Below are 15,486 nucleotides of genomic sequence, written 5' to 3'. Positions count from 1 at the left end.
CTGGTTTTTTATCTCTTTTCAATTGCAACAATGAACGGTGGGTTATTTTGCTGATTAATAAATTGATACTGTAGCACATGAGCTTTTTTTTGATCTAATTGCCGGCAGTATTGGAGGATAGAATCCCGTTCTGCTGCACCCTGTTCGTGCCCGTGGTAAATGACAAGGACAATGATCCCTTCAGGTGCCATTATCGCTAATAACTGCTCGATAGCAGCTATTGTCGTCTCAGGCCGGGTTACAATCGTTTTATCACTGCCGGGCAAGTATCCAAGGTTAAAAATCGCTCCTGCTATTTTTTCTTGGTGTTCAGTAGGAATCCTTACGGAAAGCTGCTCATGACCTGAATGAAATACGGTTACCCGCTCTGACAGGCCATGCTGTATCAACCGCTCTTTCGTTGTTGCGATCGCCTCTTCCTGAACGTCAAAGCCATAGACTTTACCAGTTTTACCAACGAGGTCCGCTAAAAAAACGGTGTCATAGCCATTTCCAACAGTTGCATCTACTGCAACCCCACCAGCTTTTACCGCTTTTTCGAGTAAACTTTTTGCAAAGGGAAGAATACGTTCCATTTTCATTGGTTCAATGCCCCTTGATAATATTTACCCTGCCAGCTGTTTCTTCGCTTCAGTTCCGCATCGATGGCATTCAATACTTCCCACTTATTCACACTCCACATCGGGCCGACCATCAAGTCAATCGGTCCGTCACCGGTAATCCGATGGACAATCATTTCTGGCGGTAAAATTTCCAATTGGTCGCATACTAAGTTTACATAGTCCTCTTTGGTGAGAAATTCAAGCATGCCTTTTTCATACTGCTTCACCATTGGTGTACCTTTTAATAGGTGAAGCAGGTGGATTTTAATCCCTTGGACGTCTAATTTAGCCACTTCACGTGTCGTTTCCATCATCATCTCATACGATTCAAGCGGCAGGCCATTAATGATATGCGAACAAATACGTATTCCGTGCTTTCTTAATTTGTTGACCCCCTCAACGTAACATTGAAAATCGTGGGCACGGTTAATGAGTAGTGCTGTGCGTTCGTGAACTGTTTGAAGTCCAAGTTCAACCCATAAATAAGTGCGTTCATTTAATTCTGCTAAATATTCAACCACATCATCAGGCAGGCAATCAGGACGGGTTGCGATTGACAATCCCACAACATCTTCTTGTTTAAGGACGGTTTCATATTTTTTGCGGATAACATCCAGAGGTGCATGGGTATTCGTAAAAGCCTGGAAATAGGCCATATATTTACCGTCTTTCCATTTCGTATGCATTTTTGCTTTAATCTCGTTGAATTGTGTTTCCAGGGTCTCTACACGGTTCCCCGCAAAATCGCCCGAACCAGATGCGCTGCAGAACGTACAGCCGCCATGTGCCACTGTACCGTCACGATTCGGACAGTCAAAGCCCCCGTCTAGCGCGACTTTAAACACCTTATGGCCAAATTCCTGTCGAAGGTGGTAATTCCATGTATGGTAACGTTTATCATCTGATGCATATAGAAAAGGTTTTGTCTGAAGCATGTCAGAAAACCTCCTTTTTTAAAAAGTAAAATCACAATAAGGTCAATTTTAACATGAAGTAATAGCCTTATCCAATTGTAATTGTTTCAAGTTAAATTGCCATAATTTCTCCAACTGTTTGAGTTATAGGAAACAGAATGGAGAACACAATAAGAAATGAAGCAGTGTGCTTCATAATGGGATTGTGTAGAAACAATAAGGGGGTACTTAAATGGCTACTCGCGACTCAATGGATAATTTAATGCAGCAAGTGGAGGACACCATTCGTTATGCGGAGGAACAATTTAAACAAAGCAGCCTTCAAGAGCATTATAATGACGATAATTATACAACTGCACTGCAACAGCTAGAGGATACCTATCAGGATATTGCCAAAATGGCTCTAAGTGCGAATTCGCAGCAGCGGGAACAACTTCATCGAATGAGACTGCAGCTTCAGCATTTACAAAACTCAATGATATTAGAAGGGCATTAAGAGGAGGCGAACCGTTGTGAAAAAACGTTCAAAGCAGCAAAACCCTGAACAAAAAACAAGAAATGGAAGTAATAACCAAGATGTCGAACTAGGTCAGGATATTGATCTTGTAAAACAGGCAAAAAAGAAATACGAAAAGTCTGGCGGCCAGCCGGTAAAATCTAAAATGCATCAAGAATAAGGTTAAGGTTCATTCCCTCAACATTTTCGTTGGGGGATTTTTTTGCTAAATATTCATTAATTTTTATTTTCTCAAAAAAATAGGATTCTCCCATCTCATTCCCCCTCAAAAGACTCAAGACAACAATTTCTTAATAAAAACAACATGGAAATAGAAGAAAAATGCTGTTCACACTTTGGAAACAACTGTGGTTCAAGTTGTGATGTAGGTCACAGATTGGGTTACTTTATCATGGTTTAAATAAGGTAGGGATTTGAAAATTTTATTCCCAAACCGCCGCTAGTTCCTCAGGGGAGCGCTATTTTTGAAGTTTATGTGAATATGTTCACATTTTAGTCATATTTGCCTCAGACAGTTTTTTTGAAAGGAAGTTATTAATGAAAAAATACTTGTTCATTGTAAGTATCATTTTACTCTTTATGTACCCTGCAATCAGTTATGCAGAAAATGAATCGATTTTAAAAATGGAAGAATTATCGATTCAAATCATGCCCGAGTATGCTTTTCATCCAAACGATCAGAAGAAAGACCATGCACCATTATTAATTGGTTATCAGGGGGCGATGATTAACAATTCTAATCAGTCGCAGAAGGGTCAAATTGAAATTCCCCTTCCAATGAAGGAAAAGAATTTTCGAATTGGCTATGTTGCGGATTATTCAAGCGATTTACGAAATGCTTTTGAAATTGAATACGTCATTGACCGTGAAAAGGAAACAATCTCCTGGACTACAACTGAAGAGATTGCCCCAAAAGAACGATATAAATTTGTTATTGAGTTTTATACGGACAGCCTAAAGGTTAATAGGACGAAGAAATCATTATCCTACGATTTTAAAAGCTTCGCGGACATCGGTCTTGTCAATATTACTGTTACTCAACCGTCAAAGGCGAAAAAAATAAAGCTGACCCCGGCCCCAGATGAAAAACAGAATCATTGGGAAGGCACTAATACCTCTTCTTATTTATTTCAAGATGTAAAAGCAGGTAATGAAAAAAACTTCACTATAACATATGAGCGAAGCGAGACTAAGCCAACTACAGAACTAACTATTAATAAAACTCCTCAAGAACTGAAAGAAAATAAAGAAAAGAAAACCACCAGCCTTGCAGTCGCAGCATTCGGCGGGGTAAGTGTTCTGGCCGTAACTGCATTGGCCGTATTATTCAGAAACCGCAAGAAAAAGTAGTAAAAACAAGGCGCTTAAATTGGTGGATGGTTCATTTGGATTAAGGTACCCCTAGGGTGTTTTAATAAATAAATAGAGAGATCAAAAGATTTTATGGGAGGTGAAGAAATGTTCAAAAAGCTTCTAAAGATGAACAAAAAGTTTTTAGTTGTGTTAGCCCTGCTGATTGGCGTGTTTTTATCATTTTCAACAGTAAAAACAATGGCATATTTGGATTCCCCGGGTTTTTGTCAAAACTGTCATACGATGAAATCCGTTTATACTTCATTCGTCGATTCGACACATGCAGAATTGCAGTGTAATGACTGTCATCTGCCGCATAAGAGTGAAGTCGGGAAATTATTTTTCAAAGGCCGTGCCGGGATGACCCATATTTATTTCAACACACTTGGTACTGAGGATATACCAGATGTGATTGGGGCAACAGAGAGGACAAAGGCGATCATGGACGACAACTGTATTTCATGTCACAAAAGTACGGTTGACAATGTCTCGCATGATGCAAAGGACAGTTGTATCTCCTGTCACAAAACAGTACCACACGGGAAAGGCTTTAAAGATGACCACTATAATAAGCCACCTGTATCAGGAGAATTATTAGAAAATAAGGGAGGATTTTAAGAATGGGAAGGTTCCGATATGGGGCATTTCTTCTTCTATTGGCATTAGTGCTGATTATTACTGGCTGCGGCAAGGACTCCAGCGATAAAACCGCTTCGGCAGCAGGTAAGAAGACGACAGGCCTTTCAACAGATGAAATAAGCAATGAAGCATTTAAAGACTTATTTCCGCTTCAATATAACAGTTATAAGAAAAATGAAAAGATGGAAGATACAAAATACAATGGTTCAGTAAAACGCAGTAAGTACGATCCGGATAAGGAACCACTATTGCCAATTCTTTTCAATGGCTATGGATTTGCGACAGAATACAATGAAGACCGCGGCCATACTTACGCGTTAGAAGATATCCGCAATGTTAAAAGGATTACCGATAAGTCAGTCGGTTCCTGTTATACATGTAAATCAACGGCCGTGCCAAAAATGATTGAAGAAATGGGCGACAGCTACTGGGGCGCTAATTTTAACAAAGATATTTGGCCAAAAGGTGAAGCAATGGGTCACTCGCCAATCGGCTGCTCTGATTGCCATGATCCAAAAACAATGGATTTACGGGTTACCCGTCCAAGTCTTTTTAAAGCATTGGAAGCTAAGGGTGTTGATGTGTCAAAACCAACGAAAAATGAAATGCGCAGCTATGTTTGCGGCCAGTGCCATGATGAATATTACTTTGCTGCTAATAATAGCGAAGTTACCTACCCATGGACAAAAGGCTTTAAACCTGAAGAAATGTATGAATACTATAACACGATTGCCAAAGAAAATGGTTTTGAAAAAGACTGGATCAGTAATATTTCAGGAACGCCAATGTTAAAAGCACAGCATCCTGAATTTGAAACCCATTCATCGGGTACACATGGTAAAGCAAATGTCTCCTGTGCCGATTGCCATATGCCATATGAACGTGTTGATGGAAAAAGAAAGATTTCGTCACACTGGTGGACTTCACCGCTTAAAACAATGCAAACTTCTTGCGGCCAGTGCCATGGTGACCGTGATTTAGACAAATTAAAAGACCGTGTGCTTGAAATTCAGGAAGCAAACGTAAGCGGATTACATGATGCCCAAGATATTTCTACGTCTGCCCATTATTATGTAAACAAAATGATTACTTCAGGTGTAAGCCAAGAAAAGATTAAAGAGGCACAGGAATTTGTCCGTAAAGGTCAATGGTTCTGGGATATCATCGCGGCTGAAAACTCTTCAGGCTTCCACAATCCACAAGGATCCATGGATTCCTTAAGGATTTCGATTGAACAGTCTAGTAAAGCGATACGCCTCGCAACAGAAGAGCTTGTGAAAAAAGGAGTCAACATGGAAGAGCTTGATCAGGAAATTGAAAAAGCGAAAAAAGCTGTAGCTGATGAGAAAGTGAATGAGAAGAAAAAGGATCAGGCAGTTAACAGCTATTTCCCTGCCCAGGCACCAGTCGTACCAGCGACACCAAAAAAATAGACTCTTTCCATTTTGACATTCTTATTCGTCCCGCCAAGAAGGAATAAGAAATTTTCAGGAAAGAGCCATTAAATTTGTGTTGGAAAACACTGTTTCCCTTTTTGGGACAGTGTTTTCTTACGTTTATTGTGCTGGAATTGGGCCGTGGTGTCAATTGTCTGGGGTGTCAGTGATGGTGTCGGAATTAATGCGAAAAATGGAAACACAAAACGATTGCGCCAGAACAGAAAAACAGCTAAAATTACCAAGGGAATCGAAATAGTTAATGATAAAGGAGCGTTTTTCATGCCACGTGCCTTATGGCTTTTAATCATCGGGATGGCAGTGAATGTAATAGGCTCTTCTTTTTTATGGCCTTTAAATACAATTTATATTCACAATCATTTAGGAAAATCCTTATCCGTAGCCGGGATTGTCCTCATGCTCAACTCGGGAGCAAGCGTTATTGGAAATCTCTATGGCGGCCATTTATTTGATAAAATTGGCGGCTATAAATCTATTCTTTTGGGAATTGGTATTTCCCTCTTGGCCCTTATAGGCTTATCCATTTGGCATGATTGGCCGCAATACGTCGTTTTTCTAACCATTGCTGGCTTTGGCGCAGGAATTATTTTTCCATCCATGTATGCAATGGCGGGATCGGTTTGGAAAGAGGGCGGGCGGAAATCATTTAATGCCATTTATGTTGCACAAAATCTCGGGGTAGCCGTTGGTGCGTCACTTGGCGGCATCGTAGCTGATTACTCCTTCCAATTAATCTTCTTAGCGAATACCATCATGTATGTTGTCTTCTTACTAATTGCTATTTTTGGATATAAGGGAATCACGGTAGAACATGCATCACACAACCATATCGAAAAAACAATGACTCCAATAAAAAACAAAGTGAATTTACATGCCTTGTTAATTATTTGTTCGGGTTATTTGCTATGCTGGGTTTCTTACAGTCAATGGACAACAACGATTGCATCTTACACGCAAGAAATAAACATCTCAATGACTCACTATAGTTTATTATGGACGATAAACGGGGCCATTATCGTCCTCGGGCAGCCGCTTTTGAATGGGATACTTAAATATCTATCTGCTTCTCTTAAGTTGCAAATCCTAATTGGAATAGGGATCTTCATCGTTTCATTTTTAGTTGCAGGTAAAGCGAATGCATTTTCAGGCTTCCTCGTAGCAATGATAATCCTAACAGTCGGCGAAATGTTCATCTGGCCTGCCGTTCCTACCATTGCTTTTGATTTAGCCCCTAAGGGAAGAGAAGGCTTTTATCAAGGAATCGTCAACAGCACCGCAACCGGTGGCAGAATGATTGGCCCATTACTAGGCGGAATAATTGTAGACCTATACAACATGTCAGCACTATTTATCCTATTAATCGGACTTTTCCTAATCGCCATCATAACCACACTTATCTATGATCATGGAATAAAAAGGAAATTGGTGTCAGGCACCGTTCGTGGACAAATGTAGGATTTGTCCACGTGGAATGGACAGTGAGGGGTACCTCACTGTTTTTTTGATGTTTAAAAGGAAGAGAAACGGTCTAATATGAAAATAGGCGCAAGCATACTTGCATACTGCCTGAAAATTTAATACAATAACCGTAATACTTTTTATATTAGAAAAACAGTGATCAGGAGTAGTAGTGGTCAATATCCGAGCCATTAGAGAGTTGACGGCTGGTGAAAGTCAACCGGGTACATCATGAACTCGCCTTTGAGTTGCAGGCATGAAGGAACAGTAATGCTTGCCGTTTTCCGCGTTAAGGATGAATGAAGCGAGTGCATTCATGCACTAATGTGGGTGGTACCGCGGGAAGATACATACAATCCTCTCGTCCCTTTTTTGGGATGAGAGGTTTTTTATTTTATCTAGCTGCAGCGCCTAGCCCCTCGCAGGTCTACAGCCAGTCCGGCAAGAAGGTTAAAAAACAACCTTCTCACCGGCCCGTCTTATGCAGGTCGGGGCTGAACAAGGCGCTTCCGCTTTTATTTTTTTGTAGGAGGAAAACAAAATGAGTTTCGACCATCAGCAAATCGAAAAAAAATGGCAACAGAAATGGGAAACAGAAAAAACATTCAAAACAAGTGAAGAATATGATAAACGCAAGTTCTACGCTCTAGATATGTTCCCGTATCCATCAGGTGCAGGACTCCATGTAGGTCATCCGGAAGGCTACACAGCAACAGATATACTATCTCGTATGAAGCGGATGCAGGGATATAATGTCCTTCATCCAATGGGCTGGGATGCTTTCGGACTGCCGGCAGAGCAGTACGCATTAGATACTGGTAACGATCCGGCGGAGTTTACCGAGCAAAATATTAACACCTTCCGCAGACAAATTAAAGCACTTGGATTCTCCTATGATTGGGATCGGGAAGTCAATACGACAGACCCTGAGTACTATAAATGGACACAGTGGATTTTCTTAAAGCTTTGGGAAAAAGGACTTGCCTATATTGATGAGGTAGCTGTAAACTGGTGCCCTGCATTAGGAACCGTTCTTGCCAACGAAGAGGTCATTGATGGCAAGAGTGAACGCGGCGGCCATCCGGTTGAACGCCGTCCGATGAAGCAATGGATGTTAAAAATCACTGCTTACGGGGACCGTTTATTAGAAGACTTAGAAGAGCTTGATTGGCCAGAAAGCTTGAAAGAAATGCAGCGCAATTGGATTGGCCGTTCTGAAGGAGCTGAAGTAACCTTCGCGATCGATGGACATGATGAAACCTTCACTGTTTTCACCACACGTCCGGATACCTTATTCGGTGCAACTTATGCTGTATTGGCGCCGGAACATGCCTTTGTTGATAAAATAACAACTGCTGAGCAACGCGCTGCTGTTGAAGCCTATTTAGATAAAGTGAAAACAAAGAGCGACCTTGAGCGTACAGACCTTGCGAAAGAGAAAACAGGTGTATTTACCGGAGCATATGCCATCAATCCGGTAAATGGTGAAAATATACCAATCTGGATTGCAGACTATGTATTAGTCAGCTACGGAACAGGTGCAATTATGGCAGTACCTGCCCACGATGAACGTGACTATGATTTTGCCAAAGAATTCGGTCTGCCAATTATACCGGTTGTTGCCGGCGGCGACGTTGAGAAAGAAGTATATACCGGAGATGGTGAACATATCAACTCCGACTTCTTAAATGGGTTAAATAAAGAAGACGCAATTACTAAAATGATTTCCTGGTTAGAGGAAAAAGGCATTGGAACGAAAAAGGTAACCTTCCGTTTACGTGATTGGCTGTTCAGCCGCCAGCGTTACTGGGGCGAACCAATTCCAATTATCCATTGGGAAGATGGCACGATGACAGCTGTTCCTGAAGATCAACTTCCATTGATGCTGCCAAAAACGAAAGATATCAAACCGTCCGGTACAGGTGAATCACCACTTGCTATTATTGCAGACTGGGTAAATGTCGTGGATCCGGCAACAGGCAAAAAAGGCCGCCGTGAAACGAATACAATGCCGCAATGGGCCGGCAGCTGCTGGTACTATTTACGTTATATCGATCCAAAGAACAGCGAAGCATTGGCTTCAGCTGAAAAATTAAATCACTGGCTGCCGGTTGATATTTACATTGGCGGTGCTGAACATGCTGTACTTCACTTGCTATATGCCCGTTTCTGGCATAAATTCTTGTATGATATCGGAGTCGTTCCGACAAAAGAACCATTCCAAAAGCTATTTAACCAGGGGATGATTTTAGGCGAAGGCAATGAAAAAATGAGTAAGTCTAAAGGAAATGTGGTCAATCCTGATGATATCATCGACAGTCATGGCGCCGACACACTTCGCTTATATGAAATGTTTATGGGCCCACTTGATGCCTCGATTGCCTGGTCAACTAACGGTCTAGATGGCTCACGTCGCTTCCTTGACCGGATATGGCGCTTATTTGTGGAGGAAAACGGTGAATTAAATTCGAAAATCCAGCCAAATGAAGAAGCTTCTACCTTGGAAAAAGTGTACCACCAAACGGTGAAAAAGGTTACCGAGGATTATGAAGGGTTACGCTTCAATACGGCGATTTCACAAATGATGGTATTCATTAATGAAGCCTATAAATCAACTGTTCTTCCAAAGGATTATGTTGAAGGTTTTGTAAAAATGCTTGCACCTGTTTGCCCGCATATTGCTGAAGAGCTGTGGGGAAAACTAGGTCACAGCGGAACCATCTCGTACGAAGCTTGGCCTGCATATGATGAGGCGAAATTAGTCGATGATGAAGTTGAAATTGTCATCCAAGTAAACGGTAAGGTAAAGACAAAGCTTAAGGTTCCAACGGATGCCAGCAAAGAAGCATTGGAAGGGATCGCAATGGACGATGACCGGGTAAAGGAACAAATTGAAGGAAAAACAATTCGTAAAGTGATTACAGTACCAGGTAAGTTAGTAAATATCGTTGCGAATTAAAATTAAGGATACTTCCCCCTGATTTTTTGGGGGAAGTTATCTGAAAGGATGATTGGGATGGAAGAAATTCAAACAATTACACCAGAAGAATTACAAAAGAAGCTTGAGGCAGGGGAAAAACTTGAGCTTGTAGACGTTAGGGAAGATGAAGAAGTAGCAGCAGGGATGATTCCTGAGGCAAAGCATATTCGCATGGGCGATATTCCTGCTAACCTTAATTATTTTGATAAGGATAAAGAATATATCTTTATCTGCCGCTCTAGCGCTCGCAGCGGGAATGTTTGTCATTACCTCCAGGAACAAGGCTATAAAGTTCGCAACATGGTAGGCGGCATGTTGAATTGGACTGGTGAAGTTCAATAAAAAACGATTCCAATCGGAATCGTTTCAGACTGTAGACAAATCCCCCATTTTTTGGGGATTTGCCTACAGTTTTTTTGTATAATGAAGATACTATTAATTTTGTAAGGTGATGAAGAAAATGCTAACGAAAAATACTCAGATGAATCGGGATCAATTAGAAATGATAACTCTTGAACAGTTAGTCCCGGAGAACCATTTGGTCCGAAAAGTTGAAGCTGCTATAGATTTTTCATTTATATATCCTCTTGTTCAAGAGATGTACTCTGCTGAACGAGGACGTCCAAGTATCGATCCTGTTGTATTAATTAAGATGGCATTTATTCAATATATGTTCGGTATTCGCTCGATGCGAAAAACGATAGAAGAAATTGAAACGAACCTAGCTTATCGTTGGTTTCTTGGGTATGGATTCCATGATAAGGTGCCTCACTTCTCCACTTTCGGTAAAAACTATGAACGCCGATTTAAGGATACAGACTTATTTGAACAGATATTTTACAGAATTCTAAAGCAGGCAGCCGAAAAGAAACTGGTAAGTAGCGAACACGTTTTTATTGATTCTACGCACGTGAAGGCAAGTGCAAATAAGCGTAAATTTGAGAAAAAGGTAGTTCGTAAGGAAACGAAAGCATATCAAGAACGTCTCCAACAAGAAATCAATGGTGATCGTGAAGAACATGGGAAAAAGCCTTTCCCACCTGACAAATTTGAAAAGGAAGAAACGAAGGAAATCAAGGAAAGTACCACGGACCCAGAAAGTGGGTATTACGTGAAGGACGAGCGGACGAAGCAATTTGCCTATTCTTTTCATGCAGCTGCCGATAAAAATGGCTTTGTCCTAGGCGCGATTGTCACCCCTGGTAATGTTCATGATAGTACGATGTTAGAGCCTCTTCTTGAAAAAGTCATAGAGAACTCAAGGAAACCTGCTGCTGTTGCTGCTGACGCTGGATACAAAACACCTGCAATTGCTCAATACTTAATTGAAAATGAGATTCGCCCTGCTTTACCTTATACCCGCCCTCGTACAAAAGAAGGTTATTTGAAAAAGAACGATTTTGTTTATGATGAGCACTATGATTGCTACCTTTGTCCGGGAGGACAAGAGTTAAAATATAGCACGACAACGAAGGAAGGATACCGGCAGTATTTTTCGAATCCAGCTCATTGTAAAGAGTGCCCGTTTTTATCCCAATGTACACAAAGTAAAAACCATCAAAAGCTACTTCAACGGCATGTTTGGGAAGAGTATCTTGAGGAAGCTGAACACCTTCGGCATACAGACGAAAATAAAATAATCTACGCTCGACGCAAAGAAACGATTGAACGTGTATTTGCAGATGCGAAAGAGAAGCATGGGATGCGATGGACAACTTTAAGGGGACTTAAAAAATTGTCTATGCAGGCGATGCTTACTTTTGCTGCCATGAATTTAAAGAAGATGGCAAACTGGACTTGGGTTAATCCAACAATGGTATAAAAAACGACCCCGGAGGGGTCTGTACAAAGAAAATTGAGCAAAAAATACTTAAGAATAACAAAAGGCATCCGAACAGGCTTATTCGGAATGCCTTTTGTCGACAATCTGAAACGATTCCAATCGGAATCGTTTTTTTTTTGAAATGATAATAGACTTAGTGAAATTAACAATATTGTGAAAAAAATTCAAACTTATTTAAATAATTTTATTTATGTTATTGACTATAGGCTAAATGGCTATTACAATGAAAAGGAATTAAGTGATAATAATTATCATTATCAATATATATAAAATACAAAAGGTGGAAACATTCGATGAAATTATCAAAATTAGTTAAACCTTTGCTCGCCAGTACACTCCTGACTATTGGCCTTGCTGGTTGTGGAGCAAGCCAGGGTAACTCGGATTCGGAGAAAACAGCAGCAAATCCGAAGAAATCAGAAAACCAGATTGTCAATGTCTATACAGCTAGACATTATGAGGCAGATGATGAAGTGTACAAAAAATTTACTGAAAAAACAGGAATTAAAGTTAATGTGGTAAAAGCTGAGGCAGAAGAGTTAATTGAACGTTTAAAGCGTGAAGGAGAAAGCACGCAAGCAGATTTATTTATTACAGTCGATGGCGGCGTGTTAGCGAATGCTAAGAATAATGGCGTACTACAGCCCGTAACCTCTAAAATAATTGATAAAAATGTACCTGAAAATTTAAGAGATAAAGAGAATAACTGGGTGGGAATCGCTACAAGAGCCCGGGTGATTGTATATTCAAAGGAACGGGTGTCTCCTGACCAGCTATCTACATACGAGGATTTAACCGACAAGAAGTGGAAGGGCAAAGTACTAGCCCGTTCATCAACAAGCCTATATAACCAATCACTGTTAGCTTCCTTTATCGAGTTAAATGGCGAGAAGAAGGCGGAAGAATGGGCTAGTGGAATCGTACAAAACTTTGCGCGCCAGCCAGATGGCGGTGACCGTGATCAGGCAAAAGCAATTGCTGCCGGGACGGGTGATGTGGCAATTATGAACACATACTATGTGGGATTACTAGTTAACTCAGCAGATCCTGAAGAAGCAAAAGTAGGCAGTAATATCGGCGTCTTCTTCCCGAACCAAGAAACAACTGGGACACATATTAATATCAGTGGAATTGGTCTAACGAAATATAGCAAGAATAAAGATAATGCAATTAAGCTAGTGGAGTATATGACTGGTACGGAGGCGCAGGAATATCTATCAGCAAATAACTATGAGTTCCCAGTCAATCCAGAAGCAAAGAAACCGGAACTATTGCAATCTTGGGGTGACTTCAAAAGCCAAAAGCTTAACTTTGATACTTTAGGAGAACATAACCATAAGGCAATCGAAATATTTAATAAAACAGGCTGGAAGTAAAATGAAAACTGAGTTTATAAGGCGTTACGTTCAAAAAGAGCTTAATGGCTGGTGGATCATTAGTATCATTGGGGCGGCAGTCATCCTGCTGCCCATCCTGTTTGTGTTCTTTTCGCTTTTTCAAGAACCAAACGAAAACTGGTTTCAAATCCGCCAATACTTATTGAAAAACTATATTTTTAATACAATCGTTCTTGTGGGCGCAACGGGAATTTTGACAGCTTTTTTAGGAATTACCTTGGCATGGCTAACAGCAGTATATCAATTTCCTCTTCGGAAATTTTTTCGCTGGGGGCTGATGCTGCCTCTTGCAATACCGCCTTATATTGCCGCCTATACTTACAGGACAATGCTCAGTTATACTGGAGTGATTCAAACTACCCTGAGAAATCAATATGATTATCAGATTAATCCTGAGTTGTTATCGATTTCATCCATTCGCGGTGCGATTTTCATTTTCACTTTGTTTCTGTTTCCGTATGTATACATTATAGCGAGAGCATTTCTAGAAAGCCAAAGCTCATCCTATATGGAAAATGCCAGACTTCTGGGCAGAAAGCCAGTGTCTATTTTTCTAAAAATAATTCTTCCATTGTCCCGCCCTGCTGTTGTCGGCGGGGTGATCTTAGTGATTTATGAAGTGCTGAGTGATTACGGAGTCACCAGCTATTTTGGCATTCATACGATAACAACCGCGATTTTTCAAACATGGTTTGGAATGTATGACGTTGATACAGCGATGAGACTTGCCGCGTGGCTTATGGTAGTCGTGGTTGGAATGTTTCTAGTCGAAAAGCTTCTGAGAAAACGCAGGCGCTATCATTTAAGCAATAAATCGAGGCCGTTTGTACCGATGAAATTGAAAGGATTGCCCGCTGCGGCTGCTTTTACGTATTGTGCAGCAGTGTTTGCATTAGGATTCCTTATCCCGCTGCTTCAGTTAATATCGTGGGCAAGGCTGACATTTGAAAAAGTTTGGAGCAGCTCCTTCATCACCTTGTTCAATCAAACCGTTTATGTGGCTGCAATATCGACCGCCATTATCTTGATTTTTTCTGTTATTGTCGCAAATATTTGCCGCTCTAAAACGTCTTTTTCCTATCTATTATCAAAATGGGTCACCTCCGGCTATTCGGTACCGGGTGCGATTATCGCAATAGGTGTCCTTGCAGTCTTTATCACACTTGATAAATGGCTTGCCCCGGTATATTCTTTAATGGGACTGGGAACTGCCCCGCTTGTGTTAAGTATGTCTTTGTTCATGCTGATTGCCGGATATACGATTCGGTTTATGGCAACCGGTTTTAATGCGGTTGAAGTCGGTTTTGAAAAAGTTGGTACAAAATACACCGAGGCTTCAAGGCTTCTTGGCCACGGGATGACCAAATCATTTTTTAAAGTCGATTTACCGTTAATCAAGGGTGCCTTGTTTAGCGGGTTCATTTTAACATTCGTCGAAATTTGCAAGGAATTACCTCTAGTTTTATTGTTACGGCCATTTAATTTTGAAACATTAGCAACAAAGACTTTTCAATATGCAAAAGACGAGATGATCCATGAGGCCTCTATTTCATCTCTGATGATCATCGGCATAAGTGTATTGTCAGTAATCGTCTTTCATATAATCGATAAGAGGGTGGAGTAATGAAGGTTTTAGACATTCAAGGTCTTACTTTTTCGTTTTCACGCGGAGCGGCACCAGTGATTAACGATTTTTCCTTTTCGATTAATAAAGGGGAAATGGTCGGTGTCCTCGGGCAAAGCGGAAGTGGGAAAAGTACGTTGCTGCGTTTAATTGCCGGGCTGGAATTGCCAGAAAAGGGTAGTATAAATATTGCCGGCATTCCTGTCGTTAATAAGGGATTATTTGTTCAGCCTGAAGACAGGGGAGTTGGGATGGTGTTTCAGGATTATGCCTTATTTCCGCATATGACGGTTAAGGACAATATCTTATTTGGCTTGTCTCGCATGCCTCGGAAAGACCGAAAGTCACGCCTGAATGAAATGCTTGAGCTTGTTCATATGGAAGACTATGAAAAAAGATATCCTCATGAGTTAAGCGGTGGACAGCAGCAAAGAATTGCCCTTGCAAGAGCACTTGCTCCCAAGCCTAAATTAATGTTAATGGATGAACCATTCAGCAATCTGGATGCAGATTTAAAAGAATCAATTCGCGAGGAATTACGCTCTATTTTGAAAAAAGCAAACATGACCTGCGTAATGGTAACGCACGACCGCAGTGACGCTGATGCGATTTGCGACCGAAGCATCTTCATAGGGCAGCCTATTGTAAAAAAAACTTCATTTAACGAAAGAGCTGCAAGGTAGAGCTAGGATGTCAAACCTG

The 15,486-nt window shown here is 40.9% G+C and carries 14 protein-coding genes and 1 other annotated feature; of the genes, 12 read left to right on the top strand and 2 right to left on the bottom strand.

Annotated features, from left to right (window positions below):
- Positions 1 to 8: 8 nt before the first annotated feature.
- Together FAY30_RS18825 and FAY30_RS18820 are read right to left on the bottom strand one after the other, a co-directional pair.
- Positions 9 to 581 carry a tRNA 5-(aminomethyl)-2-thiouridylate-methyltransferase MnmM gene (locus FAY30_RS18825; RefSeq protein WP_149871320.1) on the bottom strand — a complete coding sequence of 191 codons (573 nt, stop codon included), beginning with the start codon at positions 579 to 581 and terminating at the stop codon, positions 9 to 11.
- A complete protein-coding gene (locus FAY30_RS18820) occupies positions 578 to 1,537 on the bottom strand; it encodes a tRNA modification radical SAM protein MnmL/YtqA (protein WP_149871319.1) in 960 nt (319 codons plus the stop codon). Before FAY30_RS18820 ends, FAY30_RS18825 begins: the two co-directional genes overlap by 4 nt.
- A 211-nt stretch (positions 1,538 to 1,748) precedes the next feature.
- Between FAY30_RS18820 and FAY30_RS18815 the strand changes: the two genes are divergently transcribed.
- The 12 genes from FAY30_RS18815 to FAY30_RS18760 all read left to right on the top strand — a co-directional run bounded on the left by FAY30_RS18815 (position 1,749) and on the right by FAY30_RS18760 (position 15,467).
- Positions 1,749 to 2,012 carry a YtzC family protein gene (locus tag FAY30_RS18815; protein ID WP_149871318.1) on the top strand — a complete coding sequence of 88 codons (264 nt, stop codon included), beginning with the start codon at positions 1,749 to 1,751 and terminating at the stop codon, positions 2,010 to 2,012.
- A gap of 16 nt (positions 2,013 to 2,028) precedes the next feature.
- The gene (locus tag FAY30_RS18810) at positions 2,029 to 2,193 is read left to right on the top strand and encodes a glycogen biosynthesis protein GlgD (RefSeq protein ID WP_149871317.1); all 165 of its coding nucleotides are present in this window, start codon (positions 2,029 to 2,031) and stop codon (positions 2,191 to 2,193) included.
- A gap of 377 nt (positions 2,194 to 2,570) precedes the next feature.
- Positions 2,571 to 3,383, top strand: coding sequence for a hypothetical protein (locus tag FAY30_RS18805; RefSeq protein WP_149871316.1), 813 nt, complete (start codon positions 2,571 to 2,573; stop codon positions 3,381 to 3,383).
- Between the two features lie 108 nt (positions 3,384 to 3,491).
- Positions 3,492 to 4,004: a NapC/NirT family cytochrome c gene (locus FAY30_RS18800; protein ID WP_149871315.1), complete on the top strand. Its 513-nt coding sequence runs from the start codon at positions 3,492 to 3,494 to the stop codon at positions 4,002 to 4,004.
- A gap of 2 nt (positions 4,005 to 4,006) precedes the next feature.
- Positions 4,007 to 5,458, top strand: coding sequence for an ammonia-forming cytochrome c nitrite reductase subunit c552 (locus tag FAY30_RS18795; RefSeq protein ID WP_149871314.1), 1,452 nt, complete (start codon positions 4,007 to 4,009; stop codon positions 5,456 to 5,458).
- Positions 5,459 to 5,743: 285 nt separating this feature from the next.
- The gene (locus FAY30_RS18790) at positions 5,744 to 6,937 is read left to right on the top strand and encodes an MDR family MFS transporter (protein WP_149872774.1); all 1,194 of its coding nucleotides are present in this window, start codon (positions 5,744 to 5,746) and stop codon (positions 6,935 to 6,937) included.
- A 150-nt stretch (positions 6,938 to 7,087) separates the two neighbouring features.
- Positions 7,088 to 7,312, top strand: a binding site (T-box leader).
- Between the two features lie 169 nt (positions 7,313 to 7,481).
- On the top strand, positions 7,482 to 9,899 hold the full coding sequence (gene leuS, locus FAY30_RS18785; RefSeq protein ID WP_149871313.1) for a leucine--tRNA ligase: 2,418 nt from the start codon (positions 7,482 to 7,484) through the stop codon (positions 9,897 to 9,899).
- 57 nt (positions 9,900 to 9,956) lie between these two features.
- Positions 9,957 to 10,262 (top strand): rhodanese-like domain-containing protein, encoded by a 306-nt coding sequence (locus FAY30_RS18780; RefSeq protein WP_149871312.1) that lies wholly within the window; start codon positions 9,957 to 9,959, stop codon positions 10,260 to 10,262.
- A gap of 118 nt (positions 10,263 to 10,380) precedes the next feature.
- On the top strand, positions 10,381 to 11,742 hold the full coding sequence (locus FAY30_RS18775) for an IS1182 family transposase (RefSeq protein ID WP_149870851.1): 1,362 nt from the start codon (positions 10,381 to 10,383) through the stop codon (positions 11,740 to 11,742).
- A 314-nt stretch (positions 11,743 to 12,056) separates the two neighbouring features.
- A complete protein-coding gene (locus FAY30_RS18770) occupies positions 12,057 to 13,139 on the top strand; it encodes a Fe(3+) ABC transporter substrate-binding protein (RefSeq protein WP_149871311.1) in 1,083 nt (360 codons plus the stop codon).
- Position 13,140: 1 nt separating this feature from the next.
- A complete protein-coding gene (locus FAY30_RS18765) occupies positions 13,141 to 14,784 on the top strand; it encodes an ABC transporter permease (protein WP_149871310.1) in 1,644 nt (547 codons plus the stop codon).
- Positions 14,784 to 15,467 (top strand): ABC transporter ATP-binding protein, encoded by a 684-nt coding sequence (locus FAY30_RS18760; protein ID WP_149871309.1) that lies wholly within the window; start codon positions 14,784 to 14,786, stop codon positions 15,465 to 15,467. The genes FAY30_RS18765 and FAY30_RS18760 overlap by 1 nt, the downstream gene beginning before the upstream one ends.
- Positions 15,468 to 15,486 lie beyond the last annotated feature (19 nt).

This window comes from Bacillus sp. S3 (genome assembly GCF_005154805.1).
Taxonomy (GTDB): Bacteria; Bacillota; Bacilli; order Bacillales; family Cytobacillaceae; genus Neobacillus.
This window is presented reverse-complemented; position numbering and strand designations above follow the sequence as displayed.